The following is a 17124-nucleotide window of genomic DNA, read 5'->3' on the forward strand; positions in this document are numbered from 1 at the left end:
TTATAATAAGGAAGGCCATTTTTAATTAACCGTTCTTCAATGAGTGGTTTACTAATGTTTAAATACTTAGCAAGTTCCCCGTATGTTAAAAAATATCTGCGTCTAGCAATTTCATTAACTTGATCATTAATGGCTTTTTCGAGCATCGTATTAATCATAGTTTCATCAACTTTTATGTCTATCATTTCTTCTGCCCACCTTCCTCTCATTCTTTCTTCATCTAATAGCTTTAAATAGACTAACTTTTTATTCCCAAAGTATGAAGACTTTTTAAAAATCCCCCTTTATTAATTCATTATCAAATCATAATAACCAGACAATTGGTTAATGCGATCTAAAACGAGTGTAGAATAAATTTATATCATTGTCAAGTTATTTTGATTAGAGTATTGGTTATAAATTCATTATGTGATATTATTACATTAATACTTTAAAAGAAGGTGATTTCGATCGGAATTGTTCATTGTAATTTAAGAGTGCTAATGGCTGAAAAAAATCTTAATATTCAAAAAGTTAAAGATAACACTTCACTCTCTAGAACAACAATTTCTAACCTATACAACAATAATGGTTCTGGAGTTCAATTTGAAACTCTAAGTCAATTGTGTAATTTATTAAATTGCCAACCGGGGGACATATTTACTTACTATGATGTTTCAGTTGATTTCAAAGAAATTGCAAATGATGAAATGTCTAATAATGAATTGGACTTAGAAGCATTATTTCTTAATTTCAAACAAAATCAAGAAATTATTAATAACAAATTCTCAATTAATATTCTATGTAAGATAGAATTTGAACGAGAGAGAATTGAATTTGAAATCGAGGTTCACTGTTATTTAAAATTTAAAACTGACGAATACTTGGCGATAGATTGCATAGTACCAAAAAAATATCAAACTAAAATAGATAGCCTTAATATGCCTTTCTATGCTGAAAACTATATTAAACACAATCTCGTTGAGTTTATTATGAAATCTTCGTTAGATGAAAAAATTAATGTTTATTTAAATGATTGGGGATATTTAGAATCACATTACGATATATCAATAATTGAATAATTACATTCTCTTAATGCTCTTATCATATAAAGACAGGTGATTTTATGGCACGGATTTATAAGAAGGATTCCAATAATGGTTTAACATGGGGATATGTTGTGTATGTCGGTACCGATCCAGGGACTGGAAAGGAGAGAAGAGTTTATAAACAAGGTTTTAGGACTAAAAAGGATGCTAAACTTGCAGCCGCTATTATTGAAAATCAACTCGACAAGGGTGAGTATATTCAACCAACTAGTACAACCTTTGAAGCACTACTTCAAGATTGGGAACAGCATTACGCTAATCTTGCAAAAGAGAGTAGTTTAAGAGCGAGAAGGATTGCCTTAAAGCACATAAACTTTAAGTTTGGCAAAACACCTATTCAAAAGATAAAGAAAAAGTCCTATCAAGACTGCATTGATGAATTGGCTACGAAATTTAGTACAAATTATATTGCAAGTATTCATACTTCGGCAAATATGGTTTTTGAATATGCACTCGAAAATAAATTAATCAAAGACGTTCCTACCAAAGGTGTTAAAATTCCTAAGAAAATAGAAACAGTAGAGGATCTGGAGAAGCAAGGTCCAATTCAAGAAAAGTTCCTTGAAAAAGAAGAACTAGAAGAGTTTTTAAGTATAGCTAAGGAAGAAGGCTTAGAGGGGGATCTACTTGCTTTTACTATGTTAGCATATACTGGCTTAAGGATTGGTGAAATGATTGCTCTGAGGTGGTCTGATATTGATTATACAGAACTTACATTACGAGTTTACAAAACCTACTATAATCCAACAAATAACAAACTAAAGTACAAACTACTAACTCCAAAAAATACCGGATCAAGAAGAACAATAACAATCGATCCTATTTTAATTTCCCTTCTTCAACTAAATAAAGTAGAACAAGATAAAATAAAAAAAGAAAACAAACAGTTCTACAATGACGATAACTTTATATTTGCAATGAACGAAGGCTATCCTAAAACGATTAAACATATATCAATTAGAATGAGTAGATTGCTTAAAAAATCAAGTATTACAAAAAAACTTACTCCACACTCATTCAGACATACTCATACTTCATTATTAATTGAAGCTAATGTTCATATCAAAGAGATACAAGAACGTCTAGGACATAGCGATATTAACACAACCATGGATATATACGCACATATGACAAAAAACATCAAAAAAGAGGCGTCCAATAAGTTCGGAAACTTAATGGAAAACCTCTCTAAAAATCTAATTGACTAATATCGGTGATTTTTTCGGTATTCTTATGAACTTATGAACTTATGAACGTGTAAGAGCTGCCACTTTGGAACGAACTCCACTAACAATAATTTATTATTTATTCTCTGTTTATCACATATTGTGAACATGAAAAATACGAGTCATGGGTGACTCGTATTTTTTGATTCAATATAATTTATTAAGATATTTTATATCCTTCAGCTTGTTTTCTTTCTCTTTTCATTAAAATGCTTCTTAATGTCTATCATTGCATCTTCAATGTTTTTCTTCCCTTTCATTACATTAATAAATTCCTCAAATCCATTTGATGCCCCATCAGAAACTTTTTTCCAGCTCATTCGGTCACTTCCCTTTGGAATTATTAATAAAATTATTTCCTACAAATGCTCCTGTAGTTGTTCTTCCAAAAACTACAGCGTCAAAGTCTTTACTAGCGCCAATAGGCCCCAAAAAATTAACCATGTATTTAGACACATATGACAAAAAACATCAAAAAAGAGGCATCCAATAAGTTCGGAAACTTAATGGAAAACCTCTCTAAAAATCTTATTAACTTATATCGGTGGTTTTTTCGGTGGTTTTAATATCACCTAACGTTATAAACGTTGATATAAAAAGGTTTAAAACCTATATTACATCATGCCGCCCATACCGCCCATGCCACCCATGCCGCCCATATCAGGCATTCCGCCGCCGGAACCGCCTTCTTCTGGGAAGTCAGCAATGACTGCTTCTGTTGTCAAGAACATTGCAGATACGGAAGCTGCGTTTTGAAGTGCTGAACGCGTAACTTTCGTTGGGTCGATGATACCAGCTTCAACCATGTTTACATATTCGCCAGTAGCTGCATTGAAACCAATGCCTACTTTTTCTGCTTTTAGACGTTCTACGATGATAGAACCTTCTAGTCCAGCGTTTTGAGCGATTTGACGAAGTGGCTCTTCTAGTGCACGAATAACGATGTTTACACCAGTTTGCTCGTCTCCTTCAGCTTTAACTGCTCTCACAGCGTCTAGTACGTTGATTAACGCTGTACCACCACCGGCAACAATTCCTTCTTCTACTGCTGCACGAGTAGAGTTTAACGCGTCTTCAATACGAAGTTTTTTCTCTTTCATTTCTGTTTCTGTAGCCGCTCCAACTTTCACAACTGCTACACCGCCAGCTAATTTAGCAAGGCGCTCTTGTAGTTTTTCTTTATCGAACTCAGAAGTAGTTTCTTCTAATTGTGCTTTTAATTGATTTACGCGGCTAGAGATTTCAGCAGCGTCACCAGCTCCATCAACGATCGTTGTGTTGTCTTTTGTTACAACAACTTTAGACGCACGACCTAGTTGAGTGATACTCGCTGACTTAAGGTCTAAACCTAAGTCTTCTGTAATCACTTCACCACCAGTTAATGTAGCAACATCTTCTAACATTGCTTTACGACGGTCACCGAATCCAGGTGCTTTAACAGCAACTGCATTGAATGTACCACGAAGTTTATTTACTACTAGAGTAGCTAGCGCTTCGCCTTCTACGTCTTCAGCAATAATTAAGATTGGACGGCTTTGTTGAACAACTTGCTCAAGAACAGGAAGTACTTCTTGAATGTTGCCAATCTTCTTATCCGTAATCAAGATATACGGGTCATCAAGAACAGCTTCCATTTTATCGGAATCAGTCACCATATATGGAGATGAATATCCGCGATCGAATTGCATACCTTCTACAACTTCTAATTCTGTATCAGATCCTTTTGATTCTTCCACAGTGATAACACCGTCGTTTCCAACGCGCTCCATTGCTTCTGCAATCAATTGACCTACTTCTTCATCCGCAGATGAAATAGCAGCAACCTGAGAAATAGATTCTTTGCTTTCAATAGGCTTAGAATTCTTTCTTAATTCTGCTACTGCTGCTTTCGTAGCTTTCTCGATCCCTTTACGAATAACCATAGGATTTGCACCAGATGTTACGTTTTTAAGACCTTCGTTGATCATCGCTTGAGCAAGAACTGTTGCAGTTGTTGTTCCGTCACCAGCGATATCATTTGTCTTACTAGCTACTTCAGCAACAAGCTGTGCACCCATGTTTTCAAAGTTATCTTCTAATTCAATCTCTTTTGCGATTGTAACACCGTCATTAGTGATTAATGGAGAACCGAATTTCTTTTCAAGAACAACATTACGCCCCTTTGGTCCAAGTGTTACTTTCACTGTGTCAGCTAAACGGTCCACACCGCGTTTCATGGAACGGCGTGCGTCTTCGCTAAATTTAATATCTTTTGCCATGCTCTCATCTACCTCCTATTAAAATATGTAGTTCTCTATGTGAGGAAACTCAAAACTAGTATGTGGAAAACGATTCCTGTTGCTTTTCCTTTTCATCCTCTTTTGAACTACCTCTTTATTTGAAAAATGTCGTGCATTCATCATTACGCATCAGTTGAAAATTTAGTACGTCATCTTTAGCCAATAATCGCTAATACATCGCTCTCACGAAGGATTAGATATTCCGAGCCTTCGTACTTCACTTCTGTACCTGAATACTTAGAGAAAATAATCGAGTCGCCTGTTTTTACTTCTAGATCAATGCGCTCGCCATTATCTGTAACACGTCCAGTACCTACTGCAATAACTTTGCCTTCTTGTGGCTTTTCTTTTGCAGAATCGGGAAGTACAATTCCAGATGCTGTTTTTTCTTCTTGCTCACTCAATTCAATAACAATACGATCACCTAATGGTTTTAACAAGGAAAATACCCTCCTTTTAATGTCTGACACACTTATCAAAGTGTGTTCCTTCTTTTTATTAGCACTCGACCTTGTTGAGTGCTAACACAATTATTATGATAATCAACTAGCAAAAATAATGCAACCTTTTCGTCCTAATTTCCCAAGATTTTCTTTCGACTATTTTCTCAGGTGCCATTTTTTCTATGCCCTTAACCGAAATATCTAAAACTCAAAGCTTTTTACCCTATTCATCATGCACCACTTCTACCACACATATACTTAAGAAAAACGCCTAGCGTCTTTTATTAAGTAAAGCGTAACCTTACGCCACCATTAAAGCATCAAGTTGAGAGTTTGCACTAGAACGAAATTAGTAATGTTCTAATTAAAAAGGCCTCTCCTTTCTATTTTCCTAAGAGGTTGTGATACAATATTTATGTGATTCAGAGTCATGAATAGAGTATCGTTCAAAAAGCTTGCTAATTTGAACACTTGCTAAAAATGATTTACTTATTATAAAGGAGAATGCCCGTTGACGAAAAAATACTGGCTCATACTATTTGCGTTTGTTTTAACACAGCTTTCGCCGATTGTAATCATTCCACTTATGATGGTATCCGGTTACTCAGGAACAGAAGAAGAGCTGTCCGGACTCTCACTATTTATTGGTTTTACAATTGGTTTCCTGCTCATTTCTTTTATTGCCTTTAAATCAAAACCTGATCGTGCCTTTATGGAGAATCGTGCTGATGCCGGCACAACTATAGGTTGGTCGCTCTTAGGTATTATTTTAGCTTTTGCTTCACAGTACATTGCTTCCATCATTAATACTCTTCTGTTGGGTATTGAACCCGGATCTGAAAACACAGAAATGATTGTGGACATGGCTACCAGCGTTCCATTGATGATGCTTGCAGTCGCTGTATTTGCTCCAGTCATGGAAGAGATTGTTTTTCGCATGGTCATCTTCGGAAGTTTATTTAAACGATTTGGGTTTTGGATTGCATCCATCTCCAGTGGTTTAATTTTTGCTGTCGTGCACTGGGATTTTGAAAACCTTCTTGTTTATCTTTCAATGGGAATTGTCTTTGCCTTCCTATATGTAAAAACAAAACGTATTATTGTTCCGATTATTGCACACGTTGGAATTAATTCATTCGTCATGATTGTTCAGGTCATTTATGGCGAAGAGCTGCAAGATTTACTAGAACAGCTGGAAGAAACGGAACAGACTGTTCAAGCGATACTAGGAGGTCTTTTCTAATGACTAAATCTCCCCGATTTTTCGGTTATATTTATTTATTTCTAGGAACATTATTTCTTTTCTTTGCAATACAGTCCGCTGGAGAAACAGCCGGCTGGGATGTTTGGACGGTTATTCTTATGGCATTTGCGGCGATTGATTACATGATAGCTTTTCGCTATTTTGCAACTGCCGCACGAAAACGTCAGAAAAAATAAAACTACATTAAAAAAAAGGGGAGGGAAAGGATCAACTATGATCCTTTCCCTCCCCTTTCTTATATTTATAACGGATAATGCTTCAAAAAGTAAATGAGCGATTGAAGCTCGACGGACAGATCAATATGATGAACCCGGATATGCTCCGGAACCGATAAACGTGCAGGGGTAAAATTAAGAATCCCTTTTATCCCCGAGTCCACAAGATGGTCAGCGATGTTTTGCGCTACATTCGATGGTACGGTAAGAATCGCCACGTCCACATTTCCACCTACTCGGTCCTTGAAGGTGTCCAAATGATAAATTGGAACCCCACTAATTGTTGTGCCCACGATGCTCTCATCCACATCAAAAGCCATTTCAATTCGCGTATTATTCGTTTTACTGAAATTATAATTGAGTAACGCAGTACCAAGGTTACCTACCCCGACAAGCGTAACTTTCGTTAATTCATCCTGGTCCAGCGTTTCCCGGAAAAAGGACAATAAGTAATTTACATTATATCCGTACCCTTTTTTCCCGAGTGCCCCAAAATAAGAAAAATCTCTTCGTATCGTAGCGGAATCAACTTTAACCGCTTCGCTTAACTCGGAAGAGGAAACACGGTGTTTTCCGGAAGCTTGCAAGCCTTCTAAGAAACGATAATATAATGGTAACCGCCTTGCTGTTGCCTGCGGGATTTTGGCCTGATCAATGTCCATAGTTATTTTCCTCCAGTTCTATGTAGCACTTCTAAATCTTCTGTTCTCTCATTTTACATGAATACTATGTTTGGATTTATTAATCTCTTTTGAAGTCACCGTTTTTCCCACCTGTTTTTTGCAATAAATACGTTTCTCCTATCATCATACCCTTATCCACAGCCTTACACATATCATAGATAGTCAGTGCCGTTGCAGACGCTGATGTTAACGCTTCCATTTCAACACCTGTGCTACCTTTTGTTTTCACACTTACTTCTATCGCCAGAATGTACAAGTCATCCTTAACATTCCAGTCAAAACGGATATCCACACCCGATAAAGATAAAGGGTGACACATAGGGATCCATTGCGATGTATTTTTTGCGGCCATAATTCCCGCTACTTGCGCGACAGCTAATACATCCCCTTTTTTCATCGATCCTTGTTGAATACCTTCGTATATTTCTTTATTTACTTGAATACTTGATTTGGCCACTGCCGTTCGTACCGTTTCGTCTTTATCTGAAATATCTACCATTTTCGCACGGCCTTGTTCATTAAAATGTGTAAATGAATCCATCGTTCTTCCCCCTCTTTCTATTGCTTCTATTGTACACTATTCTTTCACATTCTGCACATTGAAACGCTGGAGGGTTGCGGTAATTGATGCTTATCATATACACTTATCATGTGAAAAGGTACGGCATTTAAGGTGAGGATGAACTATCATGATTTTATTACAATGTGTGCAACTATCGAAAGCATATGGAACCGATGAAATACTATCAAATGTAAAACTGGAAATAAAAAGTCGCGAGAGAGTCGCTTTAGTTGGTAGAAACGGTGCCGGTAAATCCACCCTCCTGAAAATTATCACAGGCGAACTTTCCTATGATTCGGGGGATCTGATCATACCAAAGGAAGTGGAAGTAGGCTATCTAGCGCAAGACAGTGGCTTAAACTCGTCTCGTTCGATATGGGATGAGATGCTTCTTGTTTTTGAACCGCTCAAGAAGATGGAACAGAAACTTCGTAAGCTAGAAGAAAAAATGAGCGATCCGGACAGGTCTGATTTCGAGAAAATTCTTGAGGAGTATGATCAATTACAACAAGACTTTAAAGACAGTGGAGGCTTTCAATACGAGGCAGATATTCGCAGCATTTTGTCAGGACTTCATTTCAGCAATTTTGATTATGAAACTCCGATTCATTCGTTAAGCGGTGGACAAAAAACAAGATTAGCATTAGGAAAACTATTGCTTTCCGCTCCTGACTTATTAGTATTGGACGAGCCAACCAACCACTTAGACATTCAAACGCTCACATGGTTAGAGCAGTATCTTTCCAGCTATGACGGTTCGATTTTAATCGTCTCCCACGACCGTTATTTCTTGGATCGCGTTGTCGACAATGTGTATGAACTGTCTTTTCAAAAGACTGTGAAATATCCCGGTAACTATTCAAAGTATTTGGAAGAAAAAGCACTTCGCCATGAACAGGAAATGAAAATATTTGAAAAACAGCAAGGCGAAGTAAAGAAACTCGAAGAATTCGTACAGAAAAACTTAGCACGTGCCTCCACAAGTAACCGTGCGAAAAGCCGCCGTAAGCAGTTAGAGAGAATGGATCTGGTTAACCGCCCTAAATCTGAAGACCAATCGGCTAATTTCCGTTTTAACATTGATAAACAAAGCGGTAACGACGTGCTCATGATTGACGATCTAACTGTTGGCTTTAATGATACTACTTTATTCGAAAACATTGATTTAAAGCTGAACCGTTCGGAAAGTGTTGCCTTGATCGGTCCAAATGGTATCGGTAAATCAACCTTAATCAAAGCCATTGCGGGTAATCTGAAGCCTAAAAAAGGAACGATTCGATATGGAAGCAGTGTCACCATTGGGTACTACGACCAGGAACAAGCAAACTTAACCTCGAATAAAACAGTACTGCAAGAGTTATGGGATGATTATCCACAGACGAATGAAAAAGATATTCGTACCGTACTCGGAAACTTTCTTTTTAGTGGCGAAGATGTGTTGAAAACGGTATTTGATCTAAGTGGTGGGGAAAAAGCTCGTCTTGCATTAGCTAAATTAATGATGCAAAAAGCAAACCTGCTTATCTTGGATGAGCCGACAAACCATTTGGATTTAGATAGTAAAGAAGTGCTGGAAAACGCCTTAATCGATTATCCCGGTACACTGTTATTCGTGTCTCATGACCGTTATTTTGTGAACCGGATGGCTACAAGGGTCGTAGAATTATCAGCGACTTCCATGAAAAGCTTTCTTGGCGATTATGATTATTACGTGGCTAAAAAAGAAGAAATAGCAGAGTTCAAGCGATTAGCCGATGAAAAAATTGCGGCTAGTACCAGTTCTGTGGATAAGTCGGTTGATAAACATTCCAAGACGGATTATCAACAGGATAAGGAAAACAAAAAGAAAGAGCGCCAACTTCAACGCAGAATCGAAGAAATTGAGAAGAAGGTTGAACAGGAAGAAGCTTCTGTTCTCAGGCTGGAAGAGGAACTTTGCGATCCTGTGATTAACCAGGATCATGAGAAAACGATGGCGTTAAACAAAGAACTTGAGAACTCTAAAGAGGCGATCGAAAGCCTTCTAGAGGAATGGGAACTCCTTCAAACAGAAGAATAGCAGAGAAACGATCGATATCCCCTATTTTCTAAAGGGAGTCGGATCGCAAAACAAAGCTATCATTATTTATTAACAGACGAAGTAGGCAGTTTTCATACTGTCATGCTTCGTTTTTCTTTTTATATGTGTATAACATTTTTCTGAAAATAACTTATACACATATTATTAAAACGCTTCCTTATAAGTCGTAAGTATATTCTGACATATCCACAGTATCCACAGGTATATCCACAAGCAAAAGACTGTTGTTAAAGTGTTCCTGTAATGTACTCACATTACTTACTACTTATCCACAATTTAATTATTAACATATAGTTTTGTTGGTATAGAACAAAACTATGAAGTTACCCACATTATCCACAACTTGTGGATATCCTGTTATTAACAAGATCATATATTCGCATTTCCCAGATAATGGGGGGTCTGACCCCAATTCGGACCCCAATTCGTACCTAGAGCGAATTCGAGTAGCTCTGTTCAAATACATACAACAATCTCTACATAATAAAGAATTCTATAGAAAAAAGGCACTGATAAAGTTCGAATCAACTTTTTCAGTGCCCATCTTTCATTATTTAATTTAATTCCAAACCTGAATGACCGTTTAACCTGTCATCAGCAAAGCGTCCTTGCTTCCATTTCACCGTTCCTGCCGCAGCAATCATAGCTGCGTTGTCTGTGCATAACTTTAAAGGAGGAATGGTTAGTCTTAAACCTTCTGCTTCGCATGCTTTAGTCAAAGCTGCTCGAAGACCTTTGTTGGCTGCTACTCCACCAGCTAGTAAAACACGTTTTACCTGCTTTTCTTTTGCAGCTGCCATCGTTTTTCCGACCAGCACTTCTATCACACTCGCTTGAAAGCTAGCCGCTATTTGTTCATTCGTCCACGATTCGCCTCGTTGCTTTGCATTATGCAACGTGTTAATAACAGAGGATTTTAATCCACTGAAGCTAAAATCATACGAGCCTGGCTCTAACCATGAGCGTGGGAAGGTAATCACTGGTTCGCCCTCTGCCGCCAGTCTGTCGATATGAGGTCCACCAGGATAAGGTAACCCAATTGTTCGAGCCACCTTATCATACGCTTCCCCTACAGCATCATCCCGTGTCTCACCGATGACTTCATAGGATCCGTGCTCCTCCATGTATACTAATTCGGTATGGCCGCCGGACACAACCAGTGTCAGCAACGGAAAAGTCAGTTCTTCTACAATATGATTCGCATAAATATGACCAGCAATGTGGTGCACACCAATTAACGGTTTATCCACAGCAAACGCCAAAGCTTTCGCGGCATTTACACCTACTAACAAAGCCCCGACTAATCCTGGTCCTTCTGTAACGGCAATTGCATCCACTTCCGCAAACGTGACATCCGCTTCTGTCATCGCCGCTTCAATAATCACGGTTACTTGCTCCACGTGATGCCTTGAAGCAATCTCGGGAACTACTCCTCCAAACCGTTTATGACTCTCGATCTGCGAAGAAACGACGTTACTGAGAATCTCACGCCCATTTTTCACAACGGCTACGGCTGTCTCATCGCAGCTGGTCTCAATTCCTACTATTAATGTATCCTTTTCACTCATTCGTTTAGCACCGCCCACATGACCAACGCATTCTCTTGGTTATCTGTATAATAGTTCTTGCGAATTCCACCATCTTGGAATCCAAACTTTCGATATAATTTTTGCGCAGGGTCATTGGAGACGCGAACTTCTAAACTGATTTTTTCTGCTCCAAGTGTCTTCGCCATTTCCATACTGCCCCGTAGTATATATTCCCCGACACCTTGCCTTCGTAAGGAAGGTGATACGGCAATATTTGTAATATGTGCTTCGTCTACTATGACCCATAGCCCACAGTATCCAACGACTTTATCCTCCGTCTCTGCCACGATATAATAGGCAAACTGATTTTTCGTTAATTCGTTAAAATAAGCATCATACGTCCACGGAGTAGAGAAGCATTCCTCTTCTAATTCCATGACCTGCTTTAAATCGCCAAGCTCCATAAGCCTGACTTGAACGACCTCTTCCATAATTGATTCTCCTTAATGTCAACGTTTCTTCTCGTCCTTTATTTTCTCAAGCCATTTCGCTTCCGCCTCTGCTAATCTTAAATAATTAGGAGAAAACTCATGTGCTGTTGTCACAACGTCTTTCCTCATTCCAATTCTAGCTAGTTCCAGTGGGCTCGGCAAGGCATCTATCTCCGTACCAATTATCGCTAAGTCCCCTAATTCCTGTTGAATGAGTTCCTTATGCTTCTCCATATCCGGACTGACGCACAAAACCGGTTCGCCTTGCTCCTTAAGAGCCTTCAGCCAGCCGTCATGAAGCGTAATCAGATCTTCAGACTCTCTAATAATCCCGTTACTCATACTTCTGTATAAGCCTGTAAACACTTGTCCACGCCTCGCATCATAAAAAGGCGATATGACCCCATTAAAATACCGGCCATTTTGCGCAAGCATTTCCATGCTCGAAACACCAATCACTGGTCTATTGAGTGCCCACGCCATTGTTTTAGCAGTAGTTACTCCTATTCTAACACCTGTATAAGATCCGGGACCTTCCGATACGACAATTCGATCCAACTCTGCTGGTTTCATGTCTACTTCCTCAAATAAAGCCCTGATCGCCGGCATTAGTCTAATGGAATGGTTCTTCTTCAAATGAGTTCTCATCTCACCAGCAGGGACACCATCTCTCAAAATGGCTACTCCCATGACATACGTGGATGTATCTATGGCTAATATATTCATAGTTGAAATAACTCCTCACACAATTTGTCATATCGTTGACCATGAGCATGAAACCGAAAAACTCTGGAGTCTAGTTCTTTCCCATACTCAATATAAATGTCTAGTCTTTCTCCAGGCAGTTGATCGCCTATCATCTTTGGCCATTCAACAACTGTCACGCCATCACCCTCAAAATACTCATCCAACCCAAGATCCTCCATATCATCCTCGATTCGATACGCATCCATATGATAAAGGGGTAACCTTCCTTTGTATTCTTTCATGATCGTAAACGTTGGGCTATTTACTGTTTTAGTAACGCCAATCGCTCTAGCTAATCCCTTCGTAAACGTCGTTTTCCCCGTGCCAAGATCTCCTTCCAGCGTCAGCACATCGTTAGCTTTCAATAGTGTTCCAAGACTCCTGGCAAAGCCGTCCGTTTCCTCCGGGTTATAAGTGGTCCTTGTCCATTTTTGATTCATTTCACGCAACTCCTGCTTCTAAAAATGATGGTAACCTGCTTTTTTAATTGGCGATCGATTACCTCTTCGTTCTAAAAATACACGACCTTCTCCTGTTTCCACATTTCCAATCGCGTGTATTTGCAAATCATGTTCTTTGAAAACTATGCTGATTTTTTCAAAGTCTGCTTCCGACATTGTTCCTACTAAATGGAAATCTTCGCCACTGTATAACACCCATTCTTCTTGTTTTTCCAAAGAATGTTCTAAAAATTCTTCCCTGATCACTAACTTATCCCAATCTATGATAATATCTACATCACTCGCTCCAGCAATCTCTTTCGCTTCATGGGCAATACCGTCACTAATATCATTTAAACTAATGCGATACCCTGAGTCCGCAAGAAGACCTCCTGCCTCGAGTTGTGGCTCCGGTTTTTGATGAGCTTTCATAAAAGGTCGTAAGGAGATATCTTCCATTACTTTTAATCCCGTTTCTAGAAGCATCTCCAAACCATAGGCAGACAAACCTAATTGCCCTGTAGTAAATACGATATCTGCAGGTTTCGCGTTCGACCGAAGCAGTCTTTTACCGGTAATCACGCTGCCAATTACGGTAACAGTAATAACCAGTGGCCCCTTCGTAGAAACCGTATCACCACCTATGAGATCGATTTGCCACCTCTCAGCAAGTTCATTCATCCCGGCATAGATTTCCGTCGTCTCTTCCAGCGACCATCCCTGTTTCGGAATAGCAATGGATACGAGAAAATACCGTGGTGAAGCTCCCATGGCGGCCATATCACTAAGATTTACAGCAAGCACCTTATACCCAATGGATTTAATTGGCATCGTATCTTTTCTAAAATGAACACCTTCGACCATCGTATCTACAGCAACAACCGATTCCTCATTAGGCCCATGGCTGTAAATCGCCGCATCATCTCCTATTCCAACCTTTACAGAAGAATGGTACGTCTTTGTTGGTGTCACACTTTTAATCCAATCAAATTCATTATTCATAAAATGTGTCCTCTCCACTAGTCAATGTTAGTCGCATCGTGCTCATTATATCAAAAAAAGGAGGATTCCTCCCCCTTTTTCAACTATTTATGATAATGCCTTCTTAAAGACAGCAATGATATCTTCCGCATCTTCAATCCCAACGGAAATACGAATCATCGAATCTGTCACACCTAATTTCTCGCGCATCTCTTTCGGCATTGATCGGTGAGAGGTTCCGGCGGGATAGGTAATGGATGTTTCCAATCCAGCTAATGTCGGAACTATTTTGATCCATTCAAGTCGCTTCGAAAACTCATGGACACTCAGCTCATCTGTGAAATCAACTGTCACAATCGCTCCATTACCGTGTTGAGAAACAGCCGTAGGATAATGCACCTGCTTGATCATGGCATTATCTCTCAAAGCTTTCGCTAATTCCTGTGCATTATCACATTGTTTTTGCATGCGAAGGCTTAACGTCTTTAAACCACGGCAAGCAAGCCAGCCATCCATAGGTCCAAGATTACTACCTAAATTAGAAACTTTTCCTTGTGCTTTTGTCATTAAATCAAAATTTCCAGTAACAACTCCAGCCGTTACATCACTATGTCCACCTATATACTTTGTAGCACTATGTACAACAATATCTACGGACGCTTCATGAGGTCGAATTAAGTAAGGCGTAGCAAACGTATTATCAACCATTGTTTTTAATTTATGGCTCGCTGCAATTTTCACCATTCCCGTCAAATCTTCCACTCGCAATAACGGATTCGTCACGGATTCAGAATAAAGTAAAACAGTGTTCTCAGTGATCGCTTCCTCAATCTCTTCCCGGCTTTCAAAATTAACAAAACTAACTGAAATTCCTAAATCAGGTAGTTCTCGAGCTAATAATTGATACGTTCCTCCATAAAGATCCTGTGTAGCGACAACATGATCACCTGCTTTAGCAACAGATAAAATCCCAGCAAGTATAGCAGATAAGCCAGATGAAGTAGCAACCCCTGCTTCTGCTCCTTCAAGATCCGCAACCCCTTTACCTAAATCATCTGTATTCGGATTACCCATTCTTGAGTATAAATAATTCTTCTTTCCTTCAAAAAATCCTTCCATATCGTCGAAGTTTTCAAATGAAAATGCCGAGGTTTGAAAAATAGGCTTTGTTTTACTTACCTCCGTTGAATCCATTTTATGTTGAAAGTGTACATTCTTAGTTTGAAAACGCAAAAGACTTCAACCCCTTATCTCAATAATTACTTTCTTACTATCATACATGATTCACGATTTTTTTGACAATATCTTATCCAAAAATACAATCCCCTGTTTTTACCACATAAAAAGCTAAGCAATAGGATGCCTAGCTCATTTCCATCAAATTAAGCTGGTTTCACCGAATTTTCTTCTTCGTGTGGGTTCTTCCCAACAGCCTTCATTTCTTTCAAAGAATCAACCATCATATTCGTTGAATCAAATTGGCTAATGACCACAGGAATAAGCTCATTAAATTGCTCACTGGACTTGTTTGCTACATTCGAGATTTCCGTCATACTGGCAGCAACTTGCTCTGAACCAGCAGCCATCTCCTGACTAATAGCAGTAATCTCTTCAATTTGTCCATGCACTAACTGAGACGAACTCATAATCCCCTCAAAGGAGCTATCTGACTCTTTTACAAGCTGCTTTCCTTTGTTCAATTCTTCGTGGGACGTATCCATTGCTTCCTGAGCGTTACCGGCTTTATCCTGAATCGTGGAAACCAAGATCGTAATCTGCTCAGCAAACTCATTAGACTGCTTCGACAATTTCCCTACTTCTTGTGCAACCACCGCAAATCCCTTACCTTCAGCACCAGCTCTTGCTGCCTCAATACTTGCATTTAAAGATAACAAGTTTGTTTGATCCGCAATCCCTCTAATATCATTAATTATCTTACCAATTTCCTTCGACTTCTCATTAAACTCTTCCACAGTAGTACCCAAACCGCCAAACGTCTGAATAATTCGTTCCATCTGTTCCCCTAGCTCGCCCATCTGAACTTTTCCTTCATTTGCTGCTTTAGCTGCCTCTGTGGATGCCGATGCAGCTAAGCTAGTTTTCTCAGCTATACTATTAATCCCCGCAGCCATTTCATTCATGCCTTTAGAACTATCCTCAGCAGAAACAGATTGTGTTTGAATTCCCTCTGCTAATTGAAATACAATAGAATTAAAGGTCATATACTCATCTTCTTGGTTTACCAATTGCTCTTCTAATTTCCTAGTTAATTCTTCATATTTATCGAGCGAAGAATTCTCTTCGGCATTTGACTCTTCCTGGTGCTCGTATTTCTGTATATCAGTAACTACAGCGTTTTGGGCATCTGGATTAGATTTTCTTTTCAACTCAATCACATCTTTTAATAAAAACGGAATAAAAATAACGCCTAATAATACAAGTGCTTCAAACGAATTAAACATACTACTTGTGACTAAATAGAACAAAACTGTACCAAGCAAACTCACCAAAAATGTAATCCCTACTTTTTTCATATGTATACCTCTCTATTAATTCTTTATAACTAGTTTTATTGTATCATTAGACAGTTAATAATTCCTTTAAATTCTAATATTTTTTATGTCATATCTTTGTTTTCGAATTTATTTGTAATAAGTTATATGAAGTTGGTAAAAATAGTGTGGTTTTAGTTTAAAAAGGGTGTTTCAAGTATGGTACGTCCATTTAGAGTCAGTTGTTTTCACGGAGTGTTATTAATCAGTTAGAGGCAGTTGCACTTGGCGTAATCGGGCGATTTTATTAGAGTAGGCATTTAAGTATGTCATTATATAAAGTGCTAATTTCATGTCACTTATTCTCGTTTCTTCCTACCTCAAAAAGAGCTTTTCAATCTCGCTTATTCTCGCTCATACTCCCGATTTCTACCTGCTACGTTGGTAGGTGCTACCGCCGTAGCACCTACCTCAAGATTACAAATACATAACCCTTTAAAACCACAAAAAAGACACTCTCCTAAGAGAATGTCTTTTCATAATTGCCCAGCGGCGTCCTACTTTCACAGGGGGAAACCCCCAACTATCATCGGCGCTGGAGAGC

The 17124-nt window shown here is 38.7% G+C and carries 17 protein-coding genes and 1 pseudogene; 5 read left to right on the forward strand and 13 right to left on the reverse strand.

Annotation, left to right across the window (positions count from 1 at the left end; genetic code table 11):
- Positions 1 to 185 (reverse strand): annotated as a pseudogene (locus ACHABW_RS23590) (excisionase); the annotation flags it as partial.
- A 297-nt stretch (positions 186 to 482) separates the two neighbouring features.
- On the opposite strand from ACHABW_RS23590, the gene ACHABW_RS23595 reads away from it, so the two are divergent.
- Together ACHABW_RS23595 and ACHABW_RS23600 are read left to right on the forward strand one after the other, a co-directional pair.
- Positions 483 to 1061, forward strand: coding sequence for a helix-turn-helix domain-containing protein (locus ACHABW_RS23595; RefSeq protein WP_435759177.1), 579 nt, complete (start codon positions 483 to 485; stop codon positions 1059 to 1061).
- 44 nt (positions 1062 to 1105) lie between these two features.
- The gene (locus tag ACHABW_RS23600; RefSeq protein WP_435759179.1) at positions 1106 to 2296 is read left to right on the forward strand and encodes a tyrosine-type recombinase/integrase; all 1191 of its coding nucleotides are present in this window, start codon (positions 1106 to 1108) and stop codon (positions 2294 to 2296) included.
- A 197-nt stretch (positions 2297 to 2493) separates the two neighbouring features.
- Here ACHABW_RS23600 and ACHABW_RS23605 read toward each other — a convergent pair whose 3' ends face one another.
- The 3 genes from ACHABW_RS23605 to groES form a co-directional block, all read right to left on the reverse strand.
- On the reverse strand, positions 2494 to 2634 hold the full coding sequence (locus ACHABW_RS23605; RefSeq protein WP_435759181.1) for a hypothetical protein: 141 nt from the start codon (positions 2632 to 2634) through the stop codon (positions 2494 to 2496).
- Positions 2635 to 2928: 294 nt separating this feature from the next.
- Positions 2929 to 4572 (reverse strand): chaperonin GroEL, encoded by a 1644-nt coding sequence (gene groL / locus ACHABW_RS23610; RefSeq protein ID WP_435759183.1) that lies wholly within the window; start codon positions 4570 to 4572, stop codon positions 2929 to 2931.
- A 176-nt stretch (positions 4573 to 4748) separates the two neighbouring features.
- Positions 4749 to 5033, reverse strand: a complete 285-nt coding sequence (gene groES / locus ACHABW_RS23615) for a co-chaperone GroES (protein WP_110939263.1) — start codon at positions 5031 to 5033, stop codon at positions 4749 to 4751.
- Between the two features lie 514 nt (positions 5034 to 5547).
- On the opposite strand from groES, the gene ACHABW_RS23620 reads away from it, so the two are divergent.
- Positions 5548 to 6279 (forward strand): lysostaphin resistance A-like protein, encoded by a 732-nt coding sequence (locus ACHABW_RS23620; protein ID WP_435759185.1) that lies wholly within the window; start codon positions 5548 to 5550, stop codon positions 6277 to 6279.
- Positions 6279 to 6476 (forward strand): YdiK family protein, encoded by a 198-nt coding sequence (locus tag ACHABW_RS23625; RefSeq protein WP_435759187.1) that lies wholly within the window; start codon positions 6279 to 6281, stop codon positions 6474 to 6476. The genes ACHABW_RS23620 and ACHABW_RS23625 overlap by 1 nt, the downstream gene beginning before the upstream one ends.
- A gap of 65 nt (positions 6477 to 6541) precedes the next feature.
- On the opposite strand, the gene ACHABW_RS23630 is transcribed toward ACHABW_RS23625, so the two are convergent.
- Both ACHABW_RS23630 and moaC read right to left on the reverse strand, forming a co-directional pair.
- The gene (locus tag ACHABW_RS23630) at positions 6542 to 7177 is read right to left on the reverse strand and encodes a redox-sensing transcriptional repressor Rex (protein ID WP_110939266.1); all 636 of its coding nucleotides are present in this window, start codon (positions 7175 to 7177) and stop codon (positions 6542 to 6544) included.
- A gap of 79 nt (positions 7178 to 7256) precedes the next feature.
- Positions 7257 to 7739: a cyclic pyranopterin monophosphate synthase MoaC gene (moaC, locus tag ACHABW_RS23635; RefSeq protein WP_435759189.1), complete on the reverse strand. Its 483-nt coding sequence runs from the start codon at positions 7737 to 7739 to the stop codon at positions 7257 to 7259.
- Between the two features lie 148 nt (positions 7740 to 7887).
- Between moaC and ACHABW_RS23640 the strand changes: the two genes are divergently transcribed.
- Positions 7888 to 9819 carry an ABC-F family ATP-binding cassette domain-containing protein gene (locus ACHABW_RS23640; RefSeq protein WP_435759191.1) on the forward strand — a complete coding sequence of 644 codons (1932 nt, stop codon included), beginning with the start codon at positions 7888 to 7890 and terminating at the stop codon, positions 9817 to 9819.
- A 575-nt stretch (positions 9820 to 10394) separates the two neighbouring features.
- Here ACHABW_RS23640 and tsaD read toward each other — a convergent pair.
- The 7 genes from tsaD to ACHABW_RS23675 all read right to left on the reverse strand — a co-directional run bounded on the left by tsaD (position 10395) and on the right by ACHABW_RS23675 (position 16562).
- Positions 10395 to 11408: a tRNA (adenosine(37)-N6)-threonylcarbamoyltransferase complex transferase subunit TsaD gene (gene tsaD, locus ACHABW_RS23645; RefSeq protein ID WP_435759193.1), complete on the reverse strand. Its 1014-nt coding sequence runs from the start codon at positions 11406 to 11408 to the stop codon at positions 10395 to 10397.
- On the reverse strand, positions 11405 to 11860 hold the full coding sequence (gene rimI, locus ACHABW_RS23650; protein ID WP_435759195.1) for a ribosomal protein S18-alanine N-acetyltransferase: 456 nt from the start codon (positions 11858 to 11860) through the stop codon (positions 11405 to 11407). Before rimI ends, tsaD begins: the two co-directional genes overlap by 4 nt.
- Before the next feature lie 18 nt (positions 11861 to 11878).
- Positions 11879 to 12586 (reverse strand): tRNA (adenosine(37)-N6)-threonylcarbamoyltransferase complex dimerization subunit type 1 TsaB, encoded by a 708-nt coding sequence (gene tsaB, locus ACHABW_RS23655; protein WP_435759197.1) that lies wholly within the window; start codon positions 12584 to 12586, stop codon positions 11879 to 11881.
- A complete protein-coding gene (tsaE, locus tag ACHABW_RS23660) occupies positions 12583 to 13047 on the reverse strand; it encodes a tRNA (adenosine(37)-N6)-threonylcarbamoyltransferase complex ATPase subunit type 1 TsaE (protein WP_435759199.1) in 465 nt (154 codons plus the stop codon). The genes tsaB and tsaE overlap by 4 nt, the downstream gene beginning before the upstream one ends.
- An 18-nt stretch (positions 13048 to 13065) precedes the next feature.
- Complete coding sequence (gene thiL, locus ACHABW_RS23665) at positions 13066 to 14049, reverse strand: thiamine-phosphate kinase (RefSeq protein WP_435759201.1); 984 nt, start codon at positions 14047 to 14049, stop codon at positions 13066 to 13068.
- A gap of 87 nt (positions 14050 to 14136) precedes the next feature.
- Positions 14137 to 15261: a trans-sulfuration enzyme family protein gene (locus ACHABW_RS23670; RefSeq protein ID WP_435759203.1), complete on the reverse strand. Its 1125-nt coding sequence runs from the start codon at positions 15259 to 15261 to the stop codon at positions 14137 to 14139.
- Positions 15262 to 15410: 149 nt separating this feature from the next.
- Positions 15411 to 16562 carry a methyl-accepting chemotaxis protein gene (locus ACHABW_RS23675; protein ID WP_435759205.1) on the reverse strand — a complete coding sequence of 384 codons (1152 nt, stop codon included), beginning with the start codon at positions 16560 to 16562 and terminating at the stop codon, positions 15411 to 15413.
- Between the last annotated feature and the right edge of the window lie 562 nt (positions 16563 to 17124).

The organism is Salipaludibacillus sp. CF4.18 (genome assembly GCF_051262595.1).
GTDB lineage: Bacteria > Bacillota > Bacilli > Bacillales > Salisediminibacteriaceae > Salipaludibacillus > Salipaludibacillus neizhouensis.

Bases quoted from the DNA above. Each gene is read 5' to 3' on its own strand.
- ACHABW_RS23595 (WP_435759177.1), top strand. From the start codon at position 483: ATGGCTGAAAAAAATCTTAATATTCAAAAAGTTAAAGATAACACTTCA.
- ACHABW_RS23600 (WP_435759179.1), top strand. From the start codon at position 1,106: ATGGCACGGATTTATAAGAAGGATTCCAATAATGGTTTAACATGGGGA.
- ACHABW_RS23605 (WP_435759181.1), bottom strand. From the start codon at position 2,634: ATGAGCTGGAAAAAAGTTTCTGATGGGGCATCAAATGGATTTGAGGAA.
- groL (WP_435759183.1), bottom strand. From the start codon at position 4,572: ATGGCAAAAGATATTAAATTTAGCGAAGACGCACGCCGTTCCATGAAA.
- ACHABW_RS23625 (WP_435759187.1), top strand. From the start codon at position 6,279: ATGACTAAATCTCCCCGATTTTTCGGTTATATTTATTTATTTCTAGGA.
- ACHABW_RS23630 (WP_110939266.1), bottom strand. From the start codon at position 7,177: ATGGACATTGATCAGGCCAAAATCCCGCAGGCAACAGCAAGGCGGTTA.
- moaC (WP_435759189.1), bottom strand. From the start codon at position 7,739: ATGGATTCATTTACACATTTTAATGAACAAGGCCGTGCGAAAATGGTA.
- ACHABW_RS23640 (WP_435759191.1), top strand. From the start codon at position 7,888: ATGATTTTATTACAATGTGTGCAACTATCGAAAGCATATGGAACCGAT.
- tsaD (WP_435759193.1), bottom strand. From the start codon at position 11,408: ATGAGTGAAAAGGATACATTAATAGTAGGAATTGAGACCAGCTGCGAT.
- rimI (WP_435759195.1), bottom strand. From the start codon at position 11,860: ATGGAAGAGGTCGTTCAAGTCAGGCTTATGGAGCTTGGCGATTTAAAG.
- tsaB (WP_435759197.1), bottom strand. From the start codon at position 12,586: ATGAATATATTAGCCATAGATACATCCACGTATGTCATGGGAGTAGCC.
- tsaE (WP_435759199.1), bottom strand. From the start codon at position 13,047: ATGAATCAAAAATGGACAAGGACCACTTATAACCCGGAGGAAACGGAC.
- thiL (WP_435759201.1), bottom strand. From the start codon at position 14,049: ATGAATAATGAATTTGATTGGATTAAAAGTGTGACACCAACAAAGACG.
- ACHABW_RS23675 (WP_435759205.1), bottom strand. From the start codon at position 16,562: ATGAAAAAAGTAGGGATTACATTTTTGGTGAGTTTGCTTGGTACAGTT.